Source organism: Flavonifractor sp. An9, assembly GCF_002161245.1.
Taxonomy (GTDB): Bacteria; Bacillota; Clostridia; order Oscillospirales; family Oscillospiraceae; genus Flavonifractor; species Flavonifractor avicola.
Window position 1 is genome coordinate 66,114 of the sequence record NZ_NFHC01000011.1, and the last position, 23,601, is coordinate 89,714.

Below are 23,601 nucleotides of genomic sequence, written 5' to 3' on the forward strand. Positions count from 1 at the left end.
TATACCATATCATATGATATTTTCCAGTATATACAAAGAAGAAAACCGGTTACCTTCCGATAACCGGTTCTCTTCTTGTCCAAACAATATAGATGCAAACTAAGACTAGCAGCCCAAGCAGTGAGCGGCGCATTTACGCCAAACATTTTGATTGCTCAAGAAATCAAAAAGAAAACCGACTATCTTTCGATAGTCGGTTTTTGGAGGCGACACCCAGATTCGAACTGGGGGTGGAGCTTTTGCAGAGCTCTGCCTTACCACTTGGCTATGTCGCCATATGGATAAAAGGAAGGGCGGACCTTCCTTTTATCATTTTTGGAGCAGGTGACGAGGCTCGAACTCGCTACCTCCACCTTGGCAAGGTGGCGCTCTACCAGATGAGCTACACCTGCATCTGTTTCCATCCTATGAAAAGAATGAAACACATATGCCTGAATTTTGAAGGTGCCCCTGGTGGATACCTTGCGGTATCCACCAGGAACGGTGGTGCCTCCGGCCGGAATCGAACCAGCGACACGGGGATTTTCAGTCCCCTGCTCTACCAACTGAGCTACAGAGGCGAATGGCGACGCGGAAGGGACTTGAACCCTCGACCTCCGGCGTGACAGGCCGGCGTTCTAACCAACTGAACTACCGCGCCAGACGGTAGGGGGTACGGGAGCTCCCAGAAAGGGAGTGGTGGGAACAACAGGGCTCGAACCTGTGACATCATGCTTGTAAGGCATGCGCTCTCCCAGCTGAGCTATGCTCCCTCGTTCTTCTTTCGCTTTCGTTTGGCTGTCGGGCCAAGCGACGAAAGTTATTATACAAGAACGACCCCCAGTTGTCAACAACTTTTTTCGATTTTTTTCAAAAAATCAAATCGAATTCAGAAGGCCTTGCAATTCCTCGCCTGTAAAGTCATAAACCTTGTCGCAAAACTGGCAGGTGAGCTCCGCTTTGCCCTGATCTTTGATGAGAGACTCCAGTTCTTCCCGGCCCATACTGATGAGGGCGCGGGTCACCCGCTCACGGCTGCAATAGCAGCGGTACTCCACCGGCTCCTCACTGAGGACCTCCAGGTCAAAGGCAGACAGAACACGCTCCACCAGGCTGCGGGCACTCTCACCGTTGCGCATAGCCTCGGTAACGGGGCCCACCTTGGCAATGCCCTCTTCAATAGCAGTAATAACGCTGTCGTCTGCACCAGGCAGCAGCTGAATCAGATAACCACCGGCGCACAGTACACTCTGATCCACGTCCACCAGCACACCCAGGGCGCAGGCGGAAGGGATCTGCTCACTTTCCGCAAAATAAGAAGTGATGTCCTCGGCGATCTCACCGGATACCAGAGGGATGGTACCCACATAGGGCTCCTTCATGTTCATGTCCTTGATGACGGTAAGAGAGCCGTCCTTGCCCACAGCAGAACCCACATCCAGCTTGGCAGGGCCTTTCAAAGGCAGGTCAACCAGGGGGTTGACCACATAGCCCCGTGCATTGCCGGCGCTGTCGGACACCACAGTGATGCCCCCCAGAGGTCCGTCGCCCTTGATCCGCAGGGTGACAGAGCCGTTTTCCTCCTTCAGTTGGTTGCCCATCATGGAGGCGGCCATCAGGGAGCGGCCCAGAGCCGCAGTAGCCACCGGCAGGGTCTTATGGATCTGTCTGGCCCGGTCCACCATGGCCCGGGCGGAAATGGCCGAGGCCTTGACGGGAGCGTCCTTGGCCAGAACGCGAATGATCGAATCTGACATACGTTTAAAATTCCTTTCGTGCGGCGAAAAAGATGCGCTGTTCCCCCGGTCCGGGGCGGCGCATCTTCAGTTCGCCATATTGCTTAATCTGCCGAAAACCGGCCTGGCGCAGCATCTGCTCCAGCTCTTCCGGCTCATAGGCGTATTCCTCATGGACCTCCTCCATCCGGCTCCACAGTCCATTCTCCTCCCGGCAGAAGATATCGAAGCCGTAGGTACAGATACGCCGGCGGGGCGAGTATTCCGCCCGCCAGATACAGCAGGCTTCCTCATCCTCATCCATAAAAAGCTGACCGTCCAGCCCCTTCAGCTTGTCCGGGGTATTGATGTCAAAGAGAAACAGTCCTCCCGGCATCAAAAAGGTATGGACCCGCTGAAAGGCCCGCGCCAGTTTTTTGGGCTGGGTAACATAGTTTACACTGTCCAGACAACAGACACAGGCATCGATGGTACCATACAGGTCCAACTTCTCCATGGCCTGGTGCAGAAAGATAGGAGGAATCCCCTCCACGTCCCGGGCCTTCTCGGCTGCCTGGGCCAGCATCTCCTCTGACAGGTCGGCGCCGATCATCTCGTACCCCCGCTGGGCCAGCTCACAGGTCAGGGTACCAGTACCGCAGGCCAGATCCAGCACAGTATGGATGGGCAGCTTACTGCGGGCAAAGTGCTTCTCCAGGTAGTCGGCCCAAGCGGCGTAAGGAACGTCGGCTGTAAAACGGTCATAACAGCCGGCCAGATATTCATACGCCATTGCCGCTCTGCTTCTCCTTGATCCGGGGCAGCACGGCCTGATAGCCGTCGGCACCGTACTGCAAAGACCGGTTCACCCGGCTGATGGTGGCACTGGAAGCGCCGGTGCGCTCCAGAATGTCATTGTAGATCATGCCCTCGGACAACAGCATTGCCACTTCAAAACGCTGTTCCATGGCCCGCAGTTCCGCCACCGTACAGAGGTCGGAAAAGAACTTCCGGCACTCGTCCAGGTCCTTCAGGGTGAGGATCGCTTCATACAGCAGATCACTGTGTTCCCGCTTTTCGTTTTTCGTCATAGAGTGTTTGACCTCCTGATGATTCTCTTTCGGAAACCGGCGGGCAGCTTCCTAGCCGCCCGTTTCTCTTATTTTATCAAAGTGAAGTGTGGAAGTAAACCTCTTTTTTTGCTTTTCCAACAAAACGCGGTGTTCTGGAAGGTGATGGCAATCATTTTATGACATTTTTTCTCTTTTTTTGCCTTGATTCAAGGGAGAAAGCGTACTATAATACCGCGTGGGGAATGATATCCCCATGGATTGCCGACGGGAAAAGGCCAATGCGCGAATCCCCGCGGCAGGAGGAATCCAATATGGTGAAAGCAATTGTAGGCGCCAACTGGGGCGACGAAGGCAAGGGCAAGATCACCGATCTGCTGGCGGAGAAGTCCGATGTAGTCATCCGCTTCCAGGGAGGCGCCAACGCAGGCCATACCATTATCTGCGATTATGGTAAATTCGCTCTGCATCAGCTGCCTTCCGGCGTATTCTACTCCCACACCACCAACATCATCGGCAATGGTGTGGCCCTGGATGTAACAAAATTTGCCGCTGAGCTCAAGCATCTGGAGGACGGCGGCGTACCTGCCCCCCACATTATCGTGGATCAGCGGACTCAGTTGCTGATGAGCTACCATGTGCTGCTGGACAGCTGCGAGGAGGAGCGCCTGGCCGGCGCCGCCTTCGGCTCCACCAAGTCCGGTATCGCTCCTTTCTATTCCGACAAGTATGCCAAAATCGGTATTCAGGTGGCCGATCTGTGGTATGAGGACCGGCTCAAGGCTCAGCTGGAACATATCTGTGCCCTGAAAAACGTTCTTCTGGAGCATCTGTATCATAAGCCTCTTCTGGACCCCAAGGATCTGTTTGAGGAACTGATGGGCTATAAGAAGATCCTGGAGCCTTACGTGGGCGACGCGGTCAGCTTTGTGCACCAGGCCCTGAAGGAGGGCAAGCAGGTGCTGCTGGAGGGTCAGCTGGGCTCCATGAAGGATCCCAACCTGGGTATCTGCCCCATGACCACCTCCTCCCACACGCTGGCCGGCTTCGGTACTGTGGGCGGCGGAGTACCTCCCACGGCATTTTCCGACATCGTGACTGTAACCAAGGCCTATTCTTCCGCCGTGGGCGCCGGCGCTTTCGTCAGCGAACTCTTCGGGGATGAGGCCGAGGAGCTGCGCCGCCGGGGCGGTGACGCCGGCGAGTACGGCGCTACCACCGGTCGTCCCCGCCGGGTGGGCTGGTTTGATGCCGTGGCTACCCGGTACGGCTGCATGGTGCAGGGTACCACTCAGGTGGCTCTCACCGCCATTGACTGTCTGGGCTATCTGGATGAGATCAAGGTATGTACTGGCTACGAGATCAACGGTAAAGTGACCCGGGACTTCCCGGTACCCGCCCTGCTGGATCAGGCCAAGCCGGTCTATACCACTCTGCCCGGCTGGAAGTGCGATATCCGGGGCGTTACCGACTTTGATGCCCTGCCCCAGCAGGCCAAGGATTATGTGACCTTCCTGGAGAAGGAGATCGAGTGCCCCATCACCATCGTCTCCACCGGCCCCAAGCGCCACGAGATCTGCTATCGATAAAAACAGAGAACCCGGTCCGGAAATCCGGACCGGGTTCATACTGTATACAATACTTACATATTCGCTTTGGTCAGGGAGGCCAGCAGCAGCCGGGCGCCGTGCTGGAGATACTCCTCCCGGGTCAGGCCCAAGGTGCGCTGGATGTAATTCTCCCTCTGCTCAGCGGTATGTACCATACCGGAGAGAGCAGACCAGAACAGGAGAACGGTCTCCATGGGAGGCAGCTGAGAACGCACCGCGCCGTCCGCTGCACCCCGTACCAGGAAATCAGCCAGTTCCTGTTCAATCTCATCGCTGACCCGCAGGATATCGGACACCCCCTTCTGGAGGGTGTCGCCATCCTGAGACAGGGGGATAGAACCAGTGGCGGCATCGTAGGCAGTGGGATTTTCATCATAGAAACGCACGATCGCCTGGCACACCGCGTCATAGGCCTGGAACCAATCACTGTGGCTCTCAATGGCCTCATGCAGCTTCTTCTTCAGCAGCACCATCCCACTGAGGAGGATTGCGTTGATAATCTCCTCCTTGCTCTGAAAATAGACATACAAAGTCGCCTTGCTGTACTCGGCCTCTCGGGCAATGTCATCCATGGTGGTCTTTTCGGTGCCCTTTTCCGCAAACAGCCGCTCGGCAGCGGCCAGGATGGAGCCCCGATGGAATTCAGTCAATGCCTGTTTTTTGCTCATCGTACTTCCAACCTTTCCATACCCTTTCAGTTATTATACCTTTGGTTTAAGAAATGATATCACGGATTGGAATAGATTGCAAGGTTTTTTGTGATTTTTCAGCGCTCATAGCGAAAGAATGAGAACGCTGTCACAAAAAAATTCTTGCCAAATATAAGGGCATATGCTATAATGCCTAAGTCAATAAGCCCATGCAGGTATAGTTCAGTGGCAGAACGTCAGCTTCCCAAGCTGAATATGAGGGTTCGATTCCCTTTACCTGCTCCAAGCAAGAAAGCCCTGAAAGTATTGATTTTTCAATGCTTTCAGGGCTTTTTATTTGTCCATACCCGGCGTCCAATATGCTTAAAAACGCCCGTTTTTGCATATCCGGGTGGTGCTAAAGGTGGTGTTACAAAAGTTCTGCCTTCAGGCGATAAAGAGCAGTTTGTGATTTGCATATCCATACAAATCACACATCATGTAAAAAATCAGTGGTAGCTGCTCCAGAAACCTGGCTACCGGACCGGCGGACATTGCCTGCGGCGAAGATTATTTATCATTGTCTATATCCCCGGCGCTTTCTACCTTATCATTCAGGGCTTCAATGGCCTTACGAAGGAAGCCGGGGATCTTCGCACCCAGGGCGCCTGCATTTTCAATGATGCTGCCGGCCTCGGTAAGGATGTACCACACTAACACCAGTGGACAGAGGAGTACCGTGTAGGTGAAAGGCAACTCAACCCCAGGCACGTTGCTCAGTAGGTGGCCAATGACCGTATCCAGGATGGCCGCTACGATGACGGCCGCCACGCTGCCCAGCTTATGCCAGATCCCGTCCCGGGCGGTCTTGCTGGACCACTCCCCCGCCCGCAGGGCTGCCGCAGAACCGGTGGCGTAGTCGATAAGCATAAACACGATCCAGGCTACCACCACCCATCCAAACCACCCCCACAGGGCGGTGAGAGCGGCACAAATGGCAGAGATCGTAATTTTAATAGAATTTATGGTCTCCATCTTTTTCACATCCCTTTTGAAGTTTGTAAAGTATAAACAACCTTGTTCCTTATATGAGTATAGCATTACAAACTTTTTTAAGAGATAACAATGGGGCCGAAAGGCCCCATTGCTTTACTTCCATGGATTGTTCTTGTCGGACTCATACTTGGTTCCAAACAGGTAGGACCGTTCAGAATTGCTGAGGTCCATATCCTCCAGCAGGTCAATCGCCTTTTCCTGCTTGGTCTGACCGCCTTCCTTTTCGTCGGATTTGAGCATACTGTAAGCAAGGTCAAAGAGGATGTATTCATCAGCAGTCAGGCCAACGGATGCACCGGCGTCCGCCTTTTCCACCCAGTTATAGCTGTCAGGAAGATCGAAATCAGGGTTTTCCTCTCCCATCTGCTTGGCATAGGCATAGGCTTCAATCTTTTCCGCGGCCTTTTCCTTGGTTTTGCTGTCAAATCTGCTGTAAATGGATGTGCTTTCGATCTTCTTCTGAAGTTCCTCCTGAGTAGACGCCTGGGCCTTCGCAAAAGCCTCTGTTTTCTTTAGCCTGGACGCCATGGCTTTCTCAAACTCGTCCATGTCAACCACGGTGCCGGAGGAGATCAAATCTTCCGCAATTCGGCTGTAGGTCTCCGTGTCTCCGGCCTCCTGTGCCCGGAAGGCGATGTCCAAAAACCTAGACTTGTTGGTGGTGTTGGAAAGGTTGTACCCGGCTTTTGCCATTTCATACATGAGCGCCGTGTTGTCGGTCTCGACGGCAATGGCATTAACATTTGCTACCGGCTTGATGCGCTCGACGCGCTCAATTACTTCATTGATGGTGGGCATAGTGGCTTTCCTCCTTATTTCAGCAGCCCCAGCCGGTCCAGCACCACGGCAGCCTCCTGACGGGTCAGCCCGTCCCGGGGCCGGGTGCCGTCGAAGATCCCGGCGGCCACGGCCTTGCTCCACGCCTCCTTGGCCCAGCCGTCCGGCTCATTAGGCTGCCCGCTCTCCTGGTCCGGCTCCTTGACCTCCAGCCCCAGATAGTCGCAGATCCCGGCGCAGGTGGCCTGGGCCAGCTTGTCCCGGTAGGCGGCGTCCTTCAGCAGGGCCAGGTCCTGAGCGTTGGTGTGGAATCCGTACTCCAGCAGCACCGCCGGGGCGGTGGTGGAGGCCAGCACCGTGTACAGCTCATGGGCCAGGCCGCTCCCCCACAGCACCACACCGGCGGCGTGGATACGGTTGATAATGGCAGCCGCCAGCTTGTTCCGGGCTGCCGTCTCCGGAGGCGCGGAGGTGAAGGCCACAAAGCCCCGGGCAGAGCTACCGGCGGCGTTGGAGTGGAGGGAAACAAACAGGTCGGCCCCCGCCCGGTTGCTTACGGACGCCCGGGCGCTGAGACTGGGATAGTCGCTCTCCTTTTCCCGGGTGCCTACCACCGTAATTCCCTGGGCCTCCAGCAGGGGCCGCAGGCGGGTATACATATCCCAGGTAAAGTCACATTCTTTGTAGGTCCCGTCCGGGGAGCCATTGACGCACCCAGGGCCGTGACCGGGGTCCAAACATACAATAGGCTTGCTCACAGGTTTTTCCTCCTTGTCCGGCGGCGTCTCCGCCGTCTTTTTTGTCCAAACACAGATCCAGTTGTGGACCTTGCGGGCGGATTTGATCTGCTTACCGGCAAAGTTACACTGGGACGAGCCGCCACCGTCCAGCATCATAGCCGAATTGCAGCCAAGTGCAAGCAGTTCGCGGGTCAGTTCTTCTGGGCTGCTTTCATCAGCAGTCTTATCGCCGGAGCAATACAGAACCAGGGCGTCTTTGGTCAGGCCAATGGCAGACCGCCCGCGCACGCCGTCCTGGGCCTTGTCATAGGTCTTTTGCGGGTACTTTATACCGTCCTTGATGATGGGTGACACCGCCAGATATGTGGCGCAGCCGCGCCAGTCCAGGGTCATGTGGATGTCCGTGCCCGTCCATCCGTAGCCGTGGACGTTGCCCCAAGGGGTTTTGGACAGCAGCCTGCCGTCCGCCTTCAGCCCTACGCAGGGAGAACCGTCCGGGTTCCACATACCGCCGTTGAGGATGTAGTCTGCGCCGGTTTCCGTCTTGACCTGGGACATGGTCTTGCGGCAGTTGGTTACCACAATGGCCAGACGGGATATTTCATGCAGTGGGATGGACACGCTCTGTTTGCTCATAAGCCCTCCTTTCTGCGGGGCGCAAAAGGCCCCGTCTTGTCTGTCCTTGACAAAACGGGGCCGCATGGTATAATGAAAACAGAAAGGGCGCTGTTGTATGACGGTTAGCCCGAGCCAGAGACTAAATCAAAGTTAGCCGTCCGGGAGCCAGCCGGGCGGCTAACACGCTTTTGGGGATATGCAGATCATCAGGGCAAGTACCCAGATGATGCACATGATGTACCGGAAAACCTTCCGTCCCATAAGCATCACCTCCCTTCTCAGGGAAGTGGCTAACCGCCGTTATGCAACAGCGCCGTGTTCATTATACCGTCACGCGCCACGTTTTGTCAATTTTCGCCGCCCTTCGGGGCGGCTTTTTTATACTATGTCTCCTTTCAATTCTCAGCGGTGGTCCCGCCAGTGACCACATAGACCTTGCGGTCTGGCCTGGGCCTGGGCGGCTACCTGGGCAATGGAATACCGGAACTTGTTGAGAAACACTTCCACAGAGTCAATGGACGGGAAAGAAATGTCAATGATTCGTTTCATGATTCACCTTACCCCTCATAAGAAATTGAACAATGACCACTGACAAAAAAGAGGCTATTAGATATTCCGGTCATACGTTTTATATTTCCTGATATTCTCATGGTACTTGTGTCACTCATACTAAAATAAATAAAAGATGGATTTATTACGTTGATGGAGTATACGGAAGACAACGGGATATTTTCCATAAGTTTCTGGTCTGCTCCTATGTAAGTAATGTATTCACCATCAATATTTCCGTAGAAATCAGCACTAATATTTGCAGATTTAGGCCCCGTCTCAATCGCTCTCACCGCCGCCGGGTATGTGCTGAACACGTCCCCGACGGTCTGTCCCTTTTCCGCAAGGGCGGCTTTCAGCTCCTCTTTTGTGGTATTTAGCTTTGCCAGCTTGTCGGCAATTGTTCCCATTAGATTACCTCCCCGTTGATGGTGTCAAGAACGGTGTTAATGTTGCCTACAAGTTCGTCCACATATTTCTTTGTCACAAGAGAAGTTGGATTATTTGGGGAGTACCACGAAGCAGATTCTGCACTTGTGATGCCTTCTTCCAATATTGCAAACACACCACCAGAACTATCGCTCGTTCCTCCAAACTTAATTAAGGCTTCTCCGCCGACATTGGAAGCCCAAACTTTTAGGGGCATTCCGTCTCCTTCAAACGTAAAAGCGGGTTTGTTGACTCCGACAATAATTTCAGCATTAGTCCTAAGATTTCCGCTTAAAGTACCACCAGACAGCGGCAAAAACGGCCCATCTTTCAGGCTCACCAGTGCAGCATAAAACTCCGCCTCAGTTCCGGTGTAGCCCTGCTCTTTTGCGGATTGATAGGCACTTTTTCCATCCGCACCGGCGGGTCCTTCTGCGCCATCACGACCATCTGCGCCACGGGGAATTGTGAAATTAAACACAGCGTCGGACTCTGTGCCGCCGTTGCTTACGGCGGCCTGACTTCCGGGTTCACCAGTGGTCACAGCGCCGACGCGGACGGTGGCCGCCTTGCCGTCTGAGCCGCTCTCGCCCTGAGGACCGGCGGGGCCCTGAATAGGGCCGTTGTTCTTCCACTCCTTTTTTACAGCGTTCCAAATGTAAATGTCATAAGGCGCTAAAATGCCGATTCCGTAAGCATCACCGTCTGGCAGGGGCCGCGGAGGGCGCATAAGCGCCGCCGTCGCCGTCCTTCCTCGAGTCACCAAAGTACACGCTTTCCGCAATCACCTCCGCCGTGCGGCGCTTGTTGCCCTCCTTGTCCGTCCAATCGCGGATCTGGAGGGAGCCGACCACCACAGCCATCCGGCCCTTTGCGAAGAAGCGGGAGACGAACTCCGCTGTACCGCGCCAAGCCACTACATCAATGAAATCGGTGGTGCGCTCTCCGGTCTGCTTGTCCTTGAAGTCCCGGTCAACGGCCAGCGTAAAAGACGCCACAGCAGTGCCGGACTGGGTGTGTCTGAGTTCTGGGTCACGGACCATGCGGCCCATGATGAATACTTTATTGAGCACTTGGACCATCCTTCCAATATTCGAGATAGACGACGGTTTTACCGCCGTCCTTGCGCTTGCGTTCCTGTACCGTGTAGCCAGCCCGGTAAAGGGCAAGCGCCACGGCTTCCCGGTCCTCCTTGTTCTGGAGGTACAGGGCAATAGGCTCATTCATGGTATCCCTCCAGTCTTTTTGCCGCCGCCCACTCCTGCCTCTCTTTTTTAAGCACTGTGCAGGTGTAAAAGTGCGGAATCATGCCGTATTTCGGCTTTTCTCGATCTTTCTTTGGGTCAAACAGCTTGCAGCCGTCTACGATATCCCGCCGGACTACAAGCCGTAGGCGGCCCCCCGGGACGAACAGCACAGGCAGTTCGTCGCAGGGGGACCAGCCCTCACAGTCAACCCTGCGCCACGTTATCGGCTGGTGGCACAGCGGGCATATCACCCACGGCTCCCGCCTCCTGTGCGTCAGCCAGCAGCGGTCTCTCGTCGGCTGCATAGTCCTCCTCCCTCTGCTCCCGGAACTCCGGCATAAGTTTGAAGTAGGGCCGGATAGAAAACAGCCGCTTTGTGGCCCGGCAGTAATCGCAGTAACCGCAGCGGGTGGGCCTCAAGGAACCGTCCTTCACCCGCTGAATGTGCTGAATCCGGTCCCTGATCTGCTCCAGCTCGTAGTCGTACCGCTGCCGGTGGTTCAGCTCCAACACGTCCTTGTCCGGGTAGTCCTGCTTGGATATGGCGATGATGATAAAGTGCGGGTCGGTGTCGGCCCCGGCGTACTGCTTCTCGATCTCGGAGTAAACGGCGGCCCGCATCATATAGCCGTAGGCGTCGATGAACGTGACCTTCTCCCGAAGCTCGTTGCTCCATTTCAGCTCGTTGATGTTCGCCACAGTCTTGTAGTCGATAACAAGCCGACCGTCCGGGACGTACTTGTCTACCCGGATACGCCATGGAACGCCAAACAACTGGCCGTGCATAATCATTTCGTTTTCCCCGGGAAGATCCAGCAGAGAACGGATCAGCGGGTCCTTTTCGGCCACGGCAATCATCTTGTCAGCTTGCTCAAACGGGGCATATTTCCCGGTTATGACAGTCCCGGCGGCCTTAGTGGTTTTGGTCTTAAAGATCTCGTCAAAGTTCTCCCGGCAGAACTGCTCGTGGGCTTCCGGGCCTTCAAAGTGGGTGTGGAAGTAGTTTCCTACCAGAAAAGCCTCTTTTGGCTCGTCCACCCAGCGGCCCTCCAGCTTAGCAAGCTGCTTGGCCTCACACTCGCACCAGCCTTGATACTGGGAGCAGCTCATGTACTCCCAGTCAGCCTCCGGGGTGTAGTAGTTATCCCTGGTCAGGATCACCGGACACACCTCCCGTCAGGCGGGCGTTGAGCGCGTCCAGCGCCTCCGCCTCGGTATCGGACGGCACTTCTTTGTCAGGCTCCGGCGGCAGGCCGAACGCGTCAGCGGGTTTCACAAACCCGTCCTTGATGGCAGAATAGAGGTGGCGGAGCTTCACCACATCGTTCTTGGACAGGTTGCCTACCTCCTTGCTCATCTTCTCCTCGATCTGTCCCGGGGCAATGCCAAACTCGGAAAAAGCCGCCACCAGCTTCTGAATGACCTCCTCCAGCGTCTGGCCGTCGGTCAGGGTCTGGGTCAAGGTCTTTTCGCAGGCATCCACGGCGGCGTCCACATACCACCCGGGGAGCACAGCCAGCAGGCAGGCGCGCTTCCGGCGAGCGCCCTTGTTGGCCACCATCTCGTAAATGTCCCGCTCGTCGGTAAGCTTGTAGGAGCCTTTTTTGGTGGTGCGGACGTGCTTCACGGCGAAGGTCTTAGAGTCGGAAACATTGGTCTCCAGGTCCCACGCATATGATGTGGATTGCATAGAGATCTTTGCGGCCTATGTGATCTTCATCATCAAATCCGTGCCTCTTGCCGCGCTCAAATGTGCGCCACCACATCCTCTTTCCGGTTTCACAATTTTGTGAACGCGTCGCGTGCGTAGGAAAGGGGATACGCTGATAAAATCCCCGTTGCCAGCTGGGAGACGCCCATAACCGACACAGGCGGGGCCTGTCACAGGCAGGCCAAAGCGGAGCGGCGCGTGGCAGCCCACCTATGGGCGGTATCAGCGGAATTGAGCGAAAGTGTGCGGTGGGCCTCCGTGTTGGCAGCGCGGAGGCTCACTCCTTTTCATTGCAAGATTTAGAGCACCGGGAGCCCCACTTTACTGAAGGTCTTTTTCCTTGAGTGGTTTACTAAAAATCTAATCCGACTTGTCGCCTGAAAGAATTTAGCTAGAGTTTGGTTAACATATGGTCTTGGGTCAAATCAGCCGCTTTTCGCAGCTTTTAGATTCAAAAATAGTCTTTCGGTTCTATTTACTTCTTTCCTTGCTCTTACTGTCACAAAATGTTAGAATTGAACGAGGTGATAAAAATGGCAGGATTTAAATGCCCCTTTTGCGGCGAAATCATGAGCGTGGACTATGGGACGAAAAGGGATCTTTCATTCAATTTTGATGGCACCAATAATTCTGTAACATCAACATCCCCTCATCTGCACATTCGGATATTTAAGTGTCCCAATGATCTATGCCAAAAGGAGACCATCATTGCGAATGGAAGATTTGGGTATATAGATGGAAAGACGGTGCTGATACATCCGCAGGCACGCTATCAGCATTTTCCAGACTATGTTCCGGTGGGGATTCGGGAGGATTACGAAGAAGCGTGCCTCATTCAGGATCGCAGTCCAAAGGCCTCTGCCACTCTGGCCCGCCGGTGTCTCCAGGGCATGATTCGGGACTTCTGGGAGATTAAAGGAGAGAGAACTCTTTACCACGAAATTGATGCAATCAAGGATAAGGTCCCTGCAGCGCAATGGCGCGCAATCGACGCGGTACGTCAAATCGGAAACATAGGTGCCCACATGGAGCGGGATGTCAATTTGATTGTGGATGTAGAGCCCGAGGAAGCGGGAGAACTGCTTCAGCTCATCGAATTGCTGATTGAAAAATGGTACATCAGCAGACACGACGAGGAAGAACTTTATAAGCGGGTCACAGAGTTAGCGCTTGCGAAGAAAGAGGCAAAGAACCCTGAATAAATGGATCATGAATCGCCAATAATGATCCGTCTGTGGACCAGTATTGGATGACAATACGGTTTGGATCATCTTCGGTTCCCGCACCGGCTTTGATTTCCGTCCGAATGACCTGGATGACCTGTGCCGAACGGATGATTCTGACAGTGTCTTTCACAAAATGACCTCCTGTTCAGCGAGCAGTCTATCGACCGCAAAAACTACACTCTTTTCAATATTCAAAGATTTGCGCAAGCTCCTGTTACGGTCGGAAAAGATTGCGATATTCTCTGCATTACCGACCAAAAAGCAGAATGGATTGTGCGTCCGCCAACTCTTTTTTAACGGAGCGTCATCGTTCCATCTTCATTTTCAATGCTCCGGTTCTGGCCCACGCCATAGACTCGCTGCGCCTCGCATGGCATCTCCCGCCGCTCTTGTATCGCTGCTACAAGAGCGGCGATTTCTTTTGGTTCTCCATAGGCAATGACTGCCTGCATTTGTTTCACCGCCTCTCTTTTGCCAGCACCACTGACAATCCGTTCTATCGGACTTCCTCTGTGGTATCATGGGAGAACACTGGTAAATCCAGAATCTTCCGGATGCCCCCCACGATGCTAGGGGTGTTGAGCCGCCCGGTGGAGATCTTGTAGAGATAGGAGCTGTCAAAGTACAGACCGGTCTCCTCCCGCACCTGCTCGATCAGCCAAACCTGGTTCTTGTTCATGTCGATCAGCCGCTTCTTGATGGTCTTCCCGAATTCGGTCAAAGTGTTCACGATTACACCTCCTTTACCATTACCGGTATTTGTGGTAAAATGGGGCTGTCCGGACGGGAGGAGATGATGCCTGTGCAGGCTACTTCAGCCATAGCGGGCCTTATGCGACCTCTCCCTGAGCTGCCCTAAGTCGTGGATCAGTCCTGCGGCAAGGCAGGCGCGTCTCGTGCGTCGAGTCCGCGGTACACAACTAAGCAACTCTCCCACAGGAGTCCGCTGCGGGGGCAGCGGTGCGTTGTGGTGGCAGCCAAGTGTGACGAATGGCGGGTGTGTGGGCATCCGCCATTTTTCTACATGGACAGCCCCATTCTACCGTTGACAGTTACGGAACCATGTAATATACTTGAAGTGGTAATTCGTATAAATACATGAACACGTAACTCTTGAGCAAATCATAGTACGTATTCACGCAAATGTCAACGAATATAGTACGTGTTCGTGTAATTCTGCTTTCTGCACAAAAGCGAGGGTGGTATTATGGGTAACTTGCACGAAACTATATCGAACCTATGCGATAAAAAGAATGTGAGCGCATACAGAATGTGCAAAGACATCGGAATCAGGCCGAGCATCATAACAGATCTCAAAATGGGAAGAAAAAAGGGGCTATCCGCAGAAGTTGCCAACAAAATAGCAGAATATTTTGGGGTCACCGTTGGATACCTTCTTGGCACCGAAGGAACAAAAAAAGCGCCCGCCCCGGAGGGCGAGCGCTCTGTCAGCGATGATGATATCAAATTTGCCTTGTTTGGAGGGGATGGAGATATCACAGATGAGATGTACGATGAGGTAAAGCGGTTTGCAAAATTGGTGAAACTACGGGAAGAGACTGAAAAGAAGGGGGAGCTATGACCGAAACAACGGCGCTGTATCAGACTGCCGCCGAAGAAAACATTCCTATCATCATATTGGACATCCCGAAAAGCGGCTCCATGTGCATCCAGTCGGAGAGCGGGCGGTGCTATATCGGAATGGACTATGGCGTTCTTCCGGAGGAAAGTATCCGCCGTGTCCATCTGGCTCATGAACTAGGGCACTGCAAGACAGGTGCATTTTATAACCGCTGGGCGGCCAGAGACGTGCGGAAGAAGCACGAAAATCGGGCGGACAAATGGGCCGTAAATAAGCTGATCCCTGTGGACGAGCTGGATCAGGCGGTAGCAGATGGACACACGGAGTTGTGGGATCTGGCGGACCACTTTGGCGTGACGGAGGAGTTTATGCGGAAAGCGGTCTGTTGGTATACACACGGCAACACGGAGACGGAATTGTACTTTTGAGTAAACGTGCCGCCCTCTCCGAGGGAGGTGGCGTGGAGCGCCGGATGGAGAAATAAATCGTCCGGTTTTCGGGAAAGGAGAATTGTTGTGGGTGGAATACTACTTGCTATAGGCATTCTGCTCGGGGTTTCCGTAGATTTAATTATATTTTATGTGTGTGAAGATGGATTTGAGTGGGAGTATGAAAGAAGCGAAAAATTAAGGCTCCCATCTGTTTTAGATTTAGATACGGATGATAAAAGTACGATAAACCGATATGTAGAAAACGAAATTATTCCGGCCTGCAAATACTTTTTCTTGAGAAGTGAGTTCAAATTATACAATCCGGTTAATGATACAGCAATCGTGGAATTAGGCTATTTAATTTACCTCAATGTTCCTGCTTATATTCTGTTGCTAAATGGAGCAGTTTCTATTTGGGGACCTCATAGTCTATTAAAGTTCATTGTAATTGCTCCGATCTTCGTGTGTTATTTTGTGGCAAAAATACTGTATAAAAAGAAGATAAAGCTGCAAGAGTTCAAACTCAGTGATGATGAAATCGAAAGGCTGAGGAAGGAAAGTGAAAAAGCGAAGAAGGAATATGGAGAACCGTCGTTCTGCTTTTTGAACAATCAGTTAATACACAAAAGATTAAATTATCTCGTATATCATGAAGAAAAAATCAGAAACAGAGTATACTTGCGAAAAATAGTGACGCCTGCAGCTGCTATCGTATATTTACTGTTTATTTGTTCGTACTATAACCCATAAAAATTCACCGCGTGGTATTGATACACCAAGTGAGGGACAGCGCAGAGATTTTGGTGGGCCGTCTGCCCCTTGATCCTATCAGAATGGGGGAACCGGATCATGGACTACATCAGGAAAACAGCCCGACTGAATGGAAAAAAGTATGCCGCCTACGGTAAAACAGAGCTGGAGGCCATGACCAAGCTGGCCGAGAAGCTGGCAGCGGCCAGACGTGGGGAAGAGTTGGTGTCCGGTTCCATGACGGTGAGCGCATGGTATGCTCAGTGGAAGGCCACATATAAGGACCCGAAGGGCCTCACCAAGAAGTCATTGGGAATGTATGATGAAAAATACAACGGCTACATAAAGCCCTTCATCGGACACATGAAACTGCGGGACGTGAAGGATATCCATCTCCAACGTATCCTCAATGCCGAGGCTGGGAAGTCCAAATCCCATGTAGAGAAGATCCGCCGGGTGCTGCGGGAGATGTTCTCCCGGGCCAGGAAATCCCGCCTGATCCCATACGATCCAGCAGAGGACTTAGAGCTGCCGACAGCGAAGGACGGCTCCCACCGGAGTCTCACCGATGAGGAGCGGAAGGTGCTGCTGAAGGTAGCTGAAACTCATCCATCAGGGCTGTATATTTTGACCCTGCTCTATACCGGTATGCGTCCCGGGGAAGCTGCGGCGCTCAACTGGGCCGATGTGGATTTCGACCATAACGAGATCCATATTCACGCCGCCCTGGAAAGCGGCACCGGTCGCTGTAAGGGTCCAAAGACAGAGGCAGGCGTACGGGATATCCCGATCCACGCCGCCCTGCTGCCGCGTCTGCTGGCAGCCCGCGGAGAGCCTTTTACGCCGGTATTCACTGGGCGGGAGGGCCACCGGCTGAACTCCAACAGCCAATACCGCCAATGGTCCACCTTCCGGCGGGCTATGGATATTGAGATGGGGGCGAAGGTCTACCGCAACAAGATTGTGGAGTCCATGATCGCCCCGGACCTTACCCCTTACTGCCTGCGGCATACCTTCGCCACAGACTGTGCCCGGGCCGGGGTACCGCTGGAGACGGTACGGTGGCTGCTGGGCCATGCCGACATATCCACCACAGCGAATATTTATCAGCACAGAGACACAGAAACGCTCAAAGCGGGAATGGCGCTTCTGGACGGCACCGGTGTTAAAAGTGGTGCTACAAGCAAGTCGTCATAACCTACACGCTTAGGGCCACAGTTGATACAAGTTTTTTAATCCACGGCTTCCCAAGCTGAATATGAGGGTTCGATTCCCTTTACCTGCTCCAGAAAAGAGACACGACATACGTCGTGTCTCTTTTTGTTTTTACCCCCCGAGGTTCGCAGATGAAACCAGAAGCAGTATCCGTGTGATATTATAAATGAAAGCTGCTTTCGCATAAGTTGGGGGCCATATATGAGAGAATCAATGATCTTACAGAACATAAAAGCCGGCGACCCATCCGGTCTAAAGGCACTGATGGAGCGCTATGTGCCGTATATTTCCGTTATCGTATGGAACATTCTTCGGGATGCCATGTCTCCCCAGGACGCAGAGGAAGTGGTCTCCGATGTGTTCCTTGCCGCATGGGAACAGGCCGCCGATCTGAAGGCCGGTCATGTCAAGGGCTGGCTTGGCACGGTCGCCAGAAACAAAGCGAAAAACAAACTCCGCCAGATGGGCCGCACCATATCCCTGGAAGAAAACAGTGTGGATATTCCAGCCCCAAATGACCTTTCAGAGGCCATGGAGCAGGACGAGGAGCGGCGTCTGGTCCGCCAAGCAGTGGACGCTTTGCCCCCAGAGGACAAGGAAATCTTTCTCCGGCATTACTATTACGCCCAATCGATCAAAGAGATCTCAGATCACATGGCCCTGAACGAATCCACCATAAAAACCAAGCTGAGGCGCGGTCGCATGAAACTCAAGGAAGCTTTGACAAAAGGGGGAGCAGGCTGATGAAACGTGAGATCTTTGATTTGCTGGACCACTATCAGGAGGACAGCATTCTCTTAACTGATACCACCCCCCTCTCCCCCGCCAGGATTGAGGAGTTGACGATGAAACGATTCAAACAAAACCATAAAACAGGAAGAACCCGCCGCCTGACCCGTGGCTTGCTGGTGGCGGCAATCATCGCGTCCCTCTGCTGCCTCACCGCCTTTGCGGTGGTGCTTACGCTGCGGGACGCAGCACGGGCAGATATGGGCATATCCAAGGAGGACCCCATCGAAGAATGGACAGAATATGATGCTCCCACTCAGACTGTCACCCAGTCGGAGCCCCAGGCCACTCTGGTAGCAACCATGTGCAGCGGGAACCAACTGTATGCCTACATTGCGGCTTCTCCGGTATCCCAGGAGGCAGGTGTGGTTCTTGCGGACAACTCGCCGGAATATGAATGGGGGCCCCGGGGCGGTTTCGAGGGATGCAGCATCCTTAATCTGGAGCAGGCCAGCTACGACCCAGATACGCAAACCTCTCTTGTCAAGGTATCCATGACTTTAGAAGATCCTGAGCTGAAACAGGTAGAAGTGAGCATGAACCTCAATCATAACTTTAAGCCCATCGCTGCTTACGGCCCGGTGATCATACCGGTGACCGAGAGCCAGACCCTCAGCTGCCCGGCAGACATTACAGTGGTCAATACCACCCGGCAGATGGAGGAAGCCTGGGGTCTGCGGCCCGACCAGCCGGAATTTTCCGAATATACCCAGGAGGGCACCATCTATCAAATCTCCATCTGCGCAGGTTATATTGAACTGGAGATGCAGACCCCCACTCTGGAGGAGTGGGCAGCCGTCTCCGGTGCGGAGGTACTTCTGGATCTGGAGAAGCTTTCCGACATAGAGCTGCCCCCGCAGCTGGAGGGTTATCTGGTCAGGGACACATACGGCGGCAGCTGGCTGGTCAGCGTAAAGGAAATTTTGGCAGATGCACGGCTGAACTACCGGGACGGCACTTCGGAGCTGATTACTCAGATTCCCAGCGCCTATGCCGGAACCTGGGGATCTGGCGAGAGTCCCTACCCCGGGTCTAGTCGGGACGGCATCCATGTCTTCCGCTTTACCCCTGCCCAGGCCTTTGACCTGAGCCAGGTGGAATCCATTACCATCGGCAGCACAACCTATCCCTTCCCTCAGGCAGCAGACTTGGGGGCATAATATAAAAAACCGCCCGGAGGGCCTGCCATTCGGCAGGCCCTCCGGGCTTCTATCGGTTCTCCCCAACCGGAGCAAAGATCAAATTATACGCTGCGGACGCAGTCCCGAAGCGCTTTCCAGGGGCTTCCCTTCCAATAGGTGCGCATGACGTTGACCGACATACCCTTTCCCATCAGCTCATAGCCGTTGTTCTTCCGATTCATTACCATTGCGTTGTTCTTCTTCATGGAAATCGCTCCTTTCTGTCGTTCGCTCTTGCCTTCCTTCTGGTTATAGTATACAATAGAGTTTACTATGATGCAAACGAATCTTTTTCATGAAATTCATGATGAAACGGAATGATTGATATGAGCCTGATCAAGTATCAGATCCTGCTGAAAACAGTAGAACTGGGTGGAATCACCAAGGCAGCTGAGGCGTTGGGCTACACCCAATCGGCGGCCAGTCGGATGATCGCCGCGCTGGAACAGGAATGGGACATGGAACTGCTGGTCCGGGGACGGGGCGGCGTGCATCTAAGTGCAGCCGGTGAGTCACTGCTTCCATATCTGCGAGCTGTGTGCAACGCCCAGAAGGAGTTGGAGGAGCAGGCTGCCCATCTCCACGGTTTGACCCGTGGCACCCTGCGGGTGGGCACCTTCGCCAGCGTATCCATCCACTGGCTGCCTCCTATTATGAAGCTCTTTCTCCAGCGCTATCCCGGCATCCATTTTGAATTACTGAGCAAGTGGGAGTTTGCAGAGGTGGAGGACCTGATCCGCCAGGGGCAGGCAGACTGTGGTTTTCTGGGACTGCCCGCCGGAGACGATCTGGAGGTCTTTCCCCTGCGCCGTGATCAGTTTATGGCGGTGCTCCCACCGGACCACCCTCTGGCACACGCCCCCTTCTATCCCATAGAACGGTTGGCCCAGGACCCTTTCATCTGGATTCCTGAGGAGCGGGATGTGGAGATCGGAGAGATCTTCCAGGAGGAGGGCATCCATCCCAACCTACGCTACACCGTCAACGACGACTTTGCCATCCTGGCCATGGTGGAGCAGGGGCTGGGTGTCAGTATCCGACCAGAACTGGTTCTGCAGGGTACCGGTCGCAATTTCGCCGCCATCCCTCTGGAACATCCCCGCTATCGGGACATCACCCTGGCCGTTCGCCGGGGCAAGCCGCCTTCCCCTCTGACCGCCCGTTTTCTTGACGTGGTCCGGCAGTGGGTATCCGTCGAATAAAGTTCGTTTGCAAAGAAAAAACCTTTTACAAGCAGAAAAAAATATAGTATAATTTCAATGTTACGGGAATACCGCAGCGAATCCAACTATAGTAGGAGTGTTGTTCTATGAGCCGGATGGTCGGCACCGTATCCATGGGTATCCGCGCCCCCATTATCCGCAGCGGAGATGACCTGGCCGAGATCGTCACCGGGTCTGTCCTGGAGGCGGTCAACGATGGCGCGTTCTCCGTACGCGACCGCGACGTAGTCGCCATGACTGAGGCCATTGTGGCCCGCGCCCAGGGTAACTATGCCTCGGTGGACGATATTGCCGCCGATGTAAAGGCGAAGCTGGGCGGAGAGACCATTGGCGTGATCTTCCCCATCCTCAGCCGCAACCGTTTTGCTATTTGCCTGCGCGGCATCGCCAAGGGCGCCAAGAAGGTGGTCCTGATGCTGTCCTATCCCTCCGACGAGGTGGGCAATCACCTCATTGATGAGGACGTGATGGACGAAAAGGGTGTGGACCCCTACAAGGATGTGCTCTCTCTGGAGCGCTACCGCGAGCTGTTCGGCTACACCACCCACCCCTTTACCGGCGTGGACTATGTGGACTATTATTCCAATCTGATCCGTGAGTCCGGCGCTGAGGTGGAGGTCATCTTCGCCAACGATCCCCGGGCTATTCTGGCCTACACCAAGAACGTGCTGGCCTGCGACATCCACACCCGCGCCCGCACCAAGCGCCGCCTGGTTGCCGCCGGCGCCGAGAAGGTGTTCTGCCTGGATGAGATCATGACCGCTCCCATCAACGGCAGTGGCTACAATGAAAACTATGGCCTGCTGGGCTCCAACAAGTCCACCGAGGACAAGGTGAAGCTCTTCCCCCGTCCCTGCCAGGATCTGGTGGAGGAAATCCAGGCCCGGCTGCTGAAGGCCACCGGCAAGCACGTGGAAGTCATGGTCTACGGCGACGGCGCCTTCAAGGACCCTGTGGGTAAGATTTGGGAGCTGGCCGACCCGGTGGTCTCCCCCGCTTACACCGCGGGTCTGGAGGGCACCCCCAACGAGCTGAAGTTGAAGTACCTGGCTGACAATGACTTTGCCGCTCTGTCCGGCGAGGCTCTGCGCGAGGCCATTAAGGGCGAGATCAAGAAGAAGGACGGCTCCCTGGTGGGTAAGATGGCTGCTCAGGGCACCACCCCCCGCCGCCTGACCGATCTGATCGGCTCTCTGTGCGATCTGACCTCCGGCTCCGGCGACAAGGGCACCCCCATTGTCTACATCCAGGGCTATTTTGACAACTACACCACCGAATAAGCACATATAAAATGGACGCCGGTCCCATAGGGACTGGCGTCCATTTTATAATACCTTGCTCATCAAAATGGCGGCCTGACTGTCTCCCTCTGTACGGTAGGCATCGGGCAGCAGGCCAAAACGCTCAAACCCACAGTTCTCATAGAGGGCCACCGCCCGGACATTGTCTTCCATCACTGACAGCTCCATGCGGGCATAGCCCATATGCCTGGCTTCCCGGCACAGTCCATCCATCAGCATCCGGCCCAGGCCCTGCCCCCACCAGCGGCAGCGGACAGATAATCCCAATTCAGCCCGGTGACCGCATTTTCGGTTGGCTGCCGCAGGGCCCACGCCCCCCAGCCCAATCAACCTGCCCTCCACAAATCCGGCCAACATCAGTCTGCCCGGACTGGCCAGCTGCCGCTTGAGAAAGGCCTGCTCCTCCCGCAGGGTATTGCTGATCTCCTCCGGCAGAAAGGCAGTAAAAGGGCTCTCTGCTGCCACCCGGCGCAGATGGCGCAGCACCGCTTCCCCGTCCTCCGGGCGGGGACTGCGAAGCAGACACCGGCTTCCATTCCGCAGAGTGGTCTGCATTTCTTCCGCCCGCATGGTTATGCCTCCCAGCCCCGCCAGGCGGCCAGCCGCTTCCAGATGAGCCAGGCCAGCCAGCCGCACAGCAGGCCAACCGCCATACCGGCCAACACGTCTGTAGGGAAGTGAACCCCCACATAAAGCCGGGAGAAGCCCATCAGAGCCGCCATTACCACGGCGACGATCTTCATCCACCGCCGGGGCAGGGTGCGGCACCAGGCAGAGGCCGCCGCAAAGGCGGCGCAGGTATGGCCCGAAGGAAAGGAATTGGGGTCGTTCTCTGCCACCAGCGGAATCAGCCCTTCTACCATCAGCCAGGGCCGGGTACGGCCCACCAGATGCTTGAGCACCACATTGGTACACAGCAGGCCCAGCAACATGGCTATCAAACTGACAAAACCCGCTTTGCGGGTCCTGGGAATACAGAGCAGCACCACGGAAAGCACAATCCACAGGATGCCAGCATCACCCATCTGGGTATAAATAATCATGATCGGGTCCAGCACAGCACAGCGCAGGAAGTTCTGGATCCAGAGCAGAATACCGCCGTCTATCTGCAGCAGCCATTGGGGCATAATAAGTTCCTCCTATTGGAAAAAGGACGGCGGTACCATGACCGCCGCCCTCTCTATTTTGATCGATCTCAGCCAGTTTACTCGGCGTTCTCACTCCAGGTGCAGTCCAGGATCACGCCATTCAGCTCAAACTTATCCGTTTTAAGGATGTGGCTCTTGCCCACACGCACCTCCTGGGTACCAAGCTCGGTGGTAATGGGGTTAGCCACATTGCACTCCACAGTGAAAGTCAGATCCAGCAAGCCCTTGTCAGCAGTAAGGGCCACCGTATCACCAGACGTGCTCACTGTAATATCTCCACCGTGAGGCTTGGCCTCCACAGCAGTGACCTGACCGTCCAGCAGCTCGCCAGAGGCCATCAGGGTGGAGGGGATATAATTCTCCTTGATGCTCTCATAAACCGCCGGCTGGACGCTTTCCACCAGCACGGTATACTCCACATGGGTGGTGGTGGAACCTCCGCCTACAACACCACTGCTGCCCGGCTTGAGGAACTTCATACCCAAAACCACTGCCGCAATAATAACCACCAGGATCACCAGCAGATCCACGATGTTGATTTTACCAAACAGTCTTCCCTTTTCGTCTATCATCTTTTTGCAGCCTCCGAGGTTGTAAATTCATGTCGCACTTGGTACAATGGTAC

The 23,601-nt window shown here is 54.5% G+C and carries 31 protein-coding genes and 6 tRNA genes; 11 read left to right on the forward strand and 26 right to left on the reverse strand.

Features of this window, described 5'->3' with window-relative positions:
• Positions 1 to 201: 201 nt before the first annotated feature.
• The 8 genes from B5G40_RS08820 to B5G40_RS08855 form a co-directional block, all read right to left on the reverse strand.
• Positions 202 to 275: transfer RNA gene (locus B5G40_RS08820), tRNA-Cys, on the reverse strand.
• 41 nt (positions 276 to 316) lie between these two features.
• Positions 317 to 392 (reverse strand) — tRNA-Gly (locus B5G40_RS08825).
• Between the two features lie 92 nt (positions 393 to 484).
• Positions 485 to 560, reverse strand: a tRNA-Phe gene (locus B5G40_RS08830).
• A gap of 3 nt (positions 561 to 563) precedes the next feature.
• Positions 564 to 640 (reverse strand) — tRNA-Asp (locus B5G40_RS08835).
• A 36-nt stretch (positions 641 to 676) separates the two neighbouring features.
• Positions 677 to 752 (reverse strand) — tRNA-Val (locus B5G40_RS08840).
• Positions 753 to 857: 105 nt separating this feature from the next.
• Positions 858 to 1,736: an Hsp33 family molecular chaperone HslO gene (gene hslO, locus B5G40_RS08845; protein WP_087399374.1), complete on the reverse strand. Its 879-nt coding sequence runs from the start codon at positions 1,734 to 1,736 to the stop codon at positions 858 to 860.
• Between the two features lie 4 nt (positions 1,737 to 1,740).
• Positions 1,741 to 2,487 (reverse strand): class I SAM-dependent DNA methyltransferase, encoded by a 747-nt coding sequence (locus tag B5G40_RS08850; RefSeq protein ID WP_087326768.1) that lies wholly within the window; start codon positions 2,485 to 2,487, stop codon positions 1,741 to 1,743.
• Positions 2,477 to 2,785 carry a YerC/YecD family TrpR-related protein gene (locus B5G40_RS08855; protein ID WP_087189093.1) on the reverse strand — a complete coding sequence of 103 codons (309 nt, stop codon included), beginning with the start codon at positions 2,783 to 2,785 and terminating at the stop codon, positions 2,477 to 2,479. The genes B5G40_RS08850 and B5G40_RS08855 overlap by 11 nt, the downstream gene beginning before the upstream one ends.
• Before the next feature lie 293 nt (positions 2,786 to 3,078).
• Here B5G40_RS08855 and B5G40_RS08860 point away from each other — a divergent pair, with 293 nt between their 5' ends.
• A complete protein-coding gene (locus tag B5G40_RS08860) occupies positions 3,079 to 4,353 on the forward strand; it encodes an adenylosuccinate synthase (RefSeq protein ID WP_087189094.1) in 1,275 nt (424 codons plus the stop codon).
• Positions 4,354 to 4,406: 53 nt separating this feature from the next.
• On the opposite strand, the gene B5G40_RS08865 is transcribed toward B5G40_RS08860, so the two are convergent.
• A complete protein-coding gene (locus B5G40_RS08865; protein ID WP_087399375.1) occupies positions 4,407 to 5,042 on the reverse strand; it encodes a TetR/AcrR family transcriptional regulator in 636 nt (211 codons plus the stop codon).
• Positions 5,043 to 5,235: 193 nt separating this feature from the next.
• Between B5G40_RS08865 and B5G40_RS08870 the strand changes: the two genes are divergently transcribed.
• A tRNA-Gly gene (locus B5G40_RS08870) sits at positions 5,236 to 5,309 on the forward strand.
• A gap of 264 nt (positions 5,310 to 5,573) precedes the next feature.
• On the opposite strand, the gene B5G40_RS08875 is transcribed toward B5G40_RS08870, so the two are convergent.
• The 10 genes from B5G40_RS08875 to B5G40_RS08910 form a co-directional block, all read right to left on the reverse strand.
• The gene (locus tag B5G40_RS08875) at positions 5,574 to 6,038 is read right to left on the reverse strand and encodes a phage holin family protein (protein ID WP_087399396.1); all 465 of its coding nucleotides are present in this window, start codon (positions 6,036 to 6,038) and stop codon (positions 5,574 to 5,576) included.
• A 114-nt stretch (positions 6,039 to 6,152) separates the two neighbouring features.
• Positions 6,153 to 6,857: a hypothetical protein gene (locus B5G40_RS08880; RefSeq protein WP_087399376.1), complete on the reverse strand. Its 705-nt coding sequence runs from the start codon at positions 6,855 to 6,857 to the stop codon at positions 6,153 to 6,155.
• A 14-nt stretch (positions 6,858 to 6,871) separates the two neighbouring features.
• Entirely contained in the window at positions 6,872 to 8,212 is a 1,341-nt protein-coding gene (locus B5G40_RS08885; RefSeq protein WP_158099504.1) for an N-acetylmuramoyl-L-alanine amidase, read from the reverse strand.
• 384 nt (positions 8,213 to 8,596) lie between these two features.
• Positions 8,597 to 8,743: a hypothetical protein gene (locus B5G40_RS16865; protein WP_158099505.1), complete on the reverse strand. Its 147-nt coding sequence runs from the start codon at positions 8,741 to 8,743 to the stop codon at positions 8,597 to 8,599.
• Between the two features lie 8 nt (positions 8,744 to 8,751).
• Positions 8,752 to 9,153, reverse strand: a complete 402-nt coding sequence (locus tag B5G40_RS08890) for a hypothetical protein (RefSeq protein WP_087399378.1) — start codon at positions 9,151 to 9,153, stop codon at positions 8,752 to 8,754.
• A complete protein-coding gene (locus B5G40_RS08895; RefSeq protein ID WP_143383394.1) occupies positions 9,153 to 9,716 on the reverse strand; it encodes a hypothetical protein in 564 nt (187 codons plus the stop codon). The genes B5G40_RS08890 and B5G40_RS08895 overlap by 1 nt, the downstream gene beginning before the upstream one ends.
• A gap of 154 nt (positions 9,717 to 9,870) precedes the next feature.
• Positions 9,871 to 10,245 (reverse strand): single-stranded DNA-binding protein, encoded by a 375-nt coding sequence (ssb, locus tag B5G40_RS08900; RefSeq protein WP_087399380.1) that lies wholly within the window; start codon positions 10,243 to 10,245, stop codon positions 9,871 to 9,873.
• On the reverse strand, positions 10,235 to 10,399 hold the full coding sequence (locus B5G40_RS16870; protein ID WP_158099506.1) for a hypothetical protein: 165 nt from the start codon (positions 10,397 to 10,399) through the stop codon (positions 10,235 to 10,237). The genes ssb and B5G40_RS16870 overlap by 11 nt, the downstream gene beginning before the upstream one ends.
• 224 nt (positions 10,400 to 10,623) lie before the next feature.
• Positions 10,624 to 11,580 carry a PD-(D/E)XK nuclease-like domain-containing protein gene (locus tag B5G40_RS08905; protein ID WP_087399381.1) on the reverse strand — a complete coding sequence of 319 codons (957 nt, stop codon included), beginning with the start codon at positions 11,578 to 11,580 and terminating at the stop codon, positions 10,624 to 10,626.
• On the reverse strand, positions 11,561 to 12,109 hold the full coding sequence (locus B5G40_RS08910) for a hypothetical protein (RefSeq protein WP_087399382.1): 549 nt from the start codon (positions 12,107 to 12,109) through the stop codon (positions 11,561 to 11,563). Before B5G40_RS08910 ends, B5G40_RS08905 begins: the two co-directional genes overlap by 20 nt.
• A 554-nt stretch (positions 12,110 to 12,663) precedes the next feature.
• On the opposite strand from B5G40_RS08910, the gene B5G40_RS08915 reads away from it, so the two are divergent.
• Entirely contained in the window at positions 12,664 to 13,332 is a 669-nt protein-coding gene (locus B5G40_RS08915) for a DUF4145 domain-containing protein (protein WP_087399383.1), read from the forward strand.
• Here B5G40_RS08915 and B5G40_RS08920 read toward each other — a convergent pair.
• The 3 genes from B5G40_RS08920 to B5G40_RS08925 form a co-directional block, all read right to left on the reverse strand.
• A complete protein-coding gene (locus B5G40_RS08920) occupies positions 13,286 to 13,486 on the reverse strand; it encodes a hypothetical protein (protein ID WP_087399384.1) in 201 nt (66 codons plus the stop codon). The genes B5G40_RS08915 and B5G40_RS08920 overlap by 47 nt on opposite strands.
• A gap of 163 nt (positions 13,487 to 13,649) precedes the next feature.
• Positions 13,650 to 13,808, reverse strand: coding sequence for a hypothetical protein (locus B5G40_RS16875; protein ID WP_158099507.1), 159 nt, complete (start codon positions 13,806 to 13,808; stop codon positions 13,650 to 13,652).
• 44 nt (positions 13,809 to 13,852) lie between these two features.
• Entirely contained in the window at positions 13,853 to 14,086 is a 234-nt protein-coding gene (locus B5G40_RS08925) for an XRE family transcriptional regulator (protein WP_242959345.1), read from the reverse strand.
• Positions 14,087 to 14,563: 477 nt separating this feature from the next.
• On the opposite strand from B5G40_RS08925, the gene B5G40_RS08930 reads away from it, so the two are divergent.
• From B5G40_RS08930 to B5G40_RS08955, 6 genes are all read left to right on the forward strand, one after another.
• Positions 14,564 to 14,938, forward strand: coding sequence for a helix-turn-helix domain-containing protein (locus tag B5G40_RS08930; RefSeq protein WP_087399386.1), 375 nt, complete (start codon positions 14,564 to 14,566; stop codon positions 14,936 to 14,938).
• A complete protein-coding gene (locus tag B5G40_RS08935; RefSeq protein WP_087399387.1) occupies positions 14,935 to 15,366 on the forward strand; it encodes an ImmA/IrrE family metallo-endopeptidase in 432 nt (143 codons plus the stop codon). The genes B5G40_RS08930 and B5G40_RS08935 overlap by 4 nt, the downstream gene beginning before the upstream one ends.
• Positions 15,367 to 15,372: 6 nt before the next feature.
• Positions 15,373 to 16,119: a hypothetical protein gene (locus tag B5G40_RS08940; RefSeq protein ID WP_143383395.1), complete on the forward strand. Its 747-nt coding sequence runs from the start codon at positions 15,373 to 15,375 to the stop codon at positions 16,117 to 16,119.
• Positions 16,120 to 16,218: 99 nt separating this feature from the next.
• A complete protein-coding gene (locus B5G40_RS08945; RefSeq protein WP_087399389.1) occupies positions 16,219 to 17,316 on the forward strand; it encodes a tyrosine-type recombinase/integrase in 1,098 nt (365 codons plus the stop codon).
• Between the two features lie 282 nt (positions 17,317 to 17,598).
• Positions 17,599 to 18,078 carry an RNA polymerase sigma factor gene (locus B5G40_RS08950; RefSeq protein ID WP_162611020.1) on the forward strand — a complete coding sequence of 160 codons (480 nt, stop codon included), beginning with the start codon at positions 17,599 to 17,601 and terminating at the stop codon, positions 18,076 to 18,078.
• Positions 18,078 to 19,283 carry a hypothetical protein gene (locus tag B5G40_RS08955; protein ID WP_087399390.1) on the forward strand — a complete coding sequence of 402 codons (1,206 nt, stop codon included), beginning with the start codon at positions 18,078 to 18,080 and terminating at the stop codon, positions 19,281 to 19,283. The genes B5G40_RS08950 and B5G40_RS08955 overlap by 1 nt, the downstream gene beginning before the upstream one ends.
• A gap of 83 nt (positions 19,284 to 19,366) precedes the next feature.
• Here B5G40_RS08955 and B5G40_RS16880 read toward each other — a convergent pair whose 3' ends face one another.
• Positions 19,367 to 19,510, reverse strand: coding sequence for a hypothetical protein (locus B5G40_RS16880; RefSeq protein ID WP_158094701.1), 144 nt, complete (start codon positions 19,508 to 19,510; stop codon positions 19,367 to 19,369).
• Between the two features lie 120 nt (positions 19,511 to 19,630).
• Between B5G40_RS16880 and B5G40_RS08960 the strand changes: the two genes are divergently transcribed.
• Together B5G40_RS08960 and B5G40_RS08965 are read left to right on the forward strand one after the other, a co-directional pair.
• Positions 19,631 to 20,506 (forward strand): LysR family transcriptional regulator, encoded by an 876-nt coding sequence (locus B5G40_RS08960; RefSeq protein WP_242959347.1) that lies wholly within the window; start codon positions 19,631 to 19,633, stop codon positions 20,504 to 20,506.
• 107 nt (positions 20,507 to 20,613) lie between these two features.
• Positions 20,614 to 21,807: a coenzyme F420-0:L-glutamate ligase gene (locus tag B5G40_RS08965; RefSeq protein WP_087265619.1), complete on the forward strand. Its 1,194-nt coding sequence runs from the start codon at positions 20,614 to 20,616 to the stop codon at positions 21,805 to 21,807.
• Between the two features lie 45 nt (positions 21,808 to 21,852).
• Here the strand turns inward: B5G40_RS08965 and B5G40_RS08970 are convergent, their stop codons facing one another.
• The 3 genes from B5G40_RS08970 to B5G40_RS08980 form a co-directional block, all read right to left on the reverse strand.
• Positions 21,853 to 22,398 carry a GNAT family N-acetyltransferase gene (locus B5G40_RS08970; RefSeq protein ID WP_087265622.1) on the reverse strand — a complete coding sequence of 182 codons (546 nt, stop codon included), beginning with the start codon at positions 22,396 to 22,398 and terminating at the stop codon, positions 21,853 to 21,855.
• A 2-nt stretch (positions 22,399 to 22,400) separates the two neighbouring features.
• Entirely contained in the window at positions 22,401 to 22,955 is a 555-nt protein-coding gene (locus B5G40_RS08975) for a phosphatase PAP2 family protein (protein WP_087399392.1), read from the reverse strand.
• A 77-nt stretch (positions 22,956 to 23,032) separates the two neighbouring features.
• Positions 23,033 to 23,548 (reverse strand): DUF4330 domain-containing protein, encoded by a 516-nt coding sequence (locus B5G40_RS08980; protein WP_087189101.1) that lies wholly within the window; start codon positions 23,546 to 23,548, stop codon positions 23,033 to 23,035.
• Between the last annotated feature and the right edge of the window lie 53 nt (positions 23,549 to 23,601).

Excerpts from the sequence above, each read along its gene's own strand:
- hslO (WP_087399374.1), bottom strand. The coding sequence starts at position 1,736 with ATGTCAGATTCGATCATTCGCGTTCTGGCCAAGGACGCTCCCGTCAAG.
- B5G40_RS08850 (WP_087326768.1), bottom strand. The coding sequence starts at position 2,487 with ATGGCGTATGAATATCTGGCCGGCTGTTATGACCGTTTTACAGCCGAC.
- B5G40_RS08855 (WP_087189093.1), bottom strand. The coding sequence starts at position 2,785 with ATGACGAAAAACGAAAAGCGGGAACACAGTGATCTGCTGTATGAAGCG.
- B5G40_RS08860 (WP_087189094.1), top strand. The coding sequence starts at position 3,079 with ATGGTGAAAGCAATTGTAGGCGCCAACTGGGGCGACGAAGGCAAGGGC.
- B5G40_RS08865 (WP_087399375.1), bottom strand. The coding sequence starts at position 5,042 with ATGAGCAAAAAACAGGCATTGACTGAATTCCATCGGGGCTCCATCCTG.
- B5G40_RS08875 (WP_087399396.1), bottom strand. The coding sequence starts at position 6,038 with ATGGAGACCATAAATTCTATTAAAATTACGATCTCTGCCATTTGTGCC.
- B5G40_RS08880 (WP_087399376.1), bottom strand. The coding sequence starts at position 6,857 with ATGCCCACCATCAATGAAGTAATTGAGCGCGTCGAGCGCATCAAGCCG.
- B5G40_RS08885 (WP_158099504.1), bottom strand. The coding sequence starts at position 8,212 with ATGAGCAAACAGAGCGTGTCCATCCCACTGCATGAAATATCCCGTCTG.
- B5G40_RS16865 (WP_158099505.1), bottom strand. The coding sequence starts at position 8,743 with ATGAAACGAATCATTGACATTTCTTTCCCGTCCATTGACTCTGTGGAA.
- B5G40_RS08890 (WP_087399378.1), bottom strand. The coding sequence starts at position 9,153 with ATGGGAACAATTGCCGACAAGCTGGCAAAGCTAAATACCACAAAAGAG.
- B5G40_RS16870 (WP_158099506.1), bottom strand. The coding sequence starts at position 10,399 with ATGAATGAGCCTATTGCCCTGTACCTCCAGAACAAGGAGGACCGGGAA.
- B5G40_RS08910 (WP_087399382.1), bottom strand. The coding sequence starts at position 12,109 with ATGCAATCCACATCATATGCGTGGGACCTGGAGACCAATGTTTCCGAC.
- B5G40_RS08915 (WP_087399383.1), top strand. The coding sequence starts at position 12,664 with ATGGCAGGATTTAAATGCCCCTTTTGCGGCGAAATCATGAGCGTGGAC.
- B5G40_RS16875 (WP_158099507.1), bottom strand. The coding sequence starts at position 13,808 with ATGCAGGCAGTCATTGCCTATGGAGAACCAAAAGAAATCGCCGCTCTT.
- B5G40_RS08930 (WP_087399386.1), top strand. The coding sequence starts at position 14,564 with ATGGGTAACTTGCACGAAACTATATCGAACCTATGCGATAAAAAGAAT.
- B5G40_RS08935 (WP_087399387.1), top strand. The coding sequence starts at position 14,935 with ATGACCGAAACAACGGCGCTGTATCAGACTGCCGCCGAAGAAAACATT.
- B5G40_RS08945 (WP_087399389.1), top strand. The coding sequence starts at position 16,219 with ATGGACTACATCAGGAAAACAGCCCGACTGAATGGAAAAAAGTATGCC.
- B5G40_RS08950 (WP_162611020.1), top strand. The coding sequence starts at position 17,599 with ATGGAGCGCTATGTGCCGTATATTTCCGTTATCGTATGGAACATTCTT.
- B5G40_RS08955 (WP_087399390.1), top strand. The coding sequence starts at position 18,078 with ATGAAACGTGAGATCTTTGATTTGCTGGACCACTATCAGGAGGACAGC.
- B5G40_RS16880 (WP_158094701.1), bottom strand. The coding sequence starts at position 19,510 with ATGAAGAAGAACAACGCAATGGTAATGAATCGGAAGAACAACGGCTAT.
- B5G40_RS08960 (WP_242959347.1), top strand. The coding sequence starts at position 19,631 with ATGAGCCTGATCAAGTATCAGATCCTGCTGAAAACAGTAGAACTGGGT.
- B5G40_RS08965 (WP_087265619.1), top strand. The coding sequence starts at position 20,614 with ATGAGCCGGATGGTCGGCACCGTATCCATGGGTATCCGCGCCCCCATT.
- B5G40_RS08970 (WP_087265622.1), bottom strand. The coding sequence starts at position 22,398 with ATGCGGGCGGAAGAAATGCAGACCACTCTGCGGAATGGAAGCCGGTGT.
- B5G40_RS08975 (WP_087399392.1), bottom strand. The coding sequence starts at position 22,955 with ATGCCCCAATGGCTGCTGCAGATAGACGGCGGTATTCTGCTCTGGATC.
- B5G40_RS08980 (WP_087189101.1), bottom strand. The coding sequence starts at position 23,548 with ATGATAGACGAAAAGGGAAGACTGTTTGGTAAAATCAACATCGTGGAT.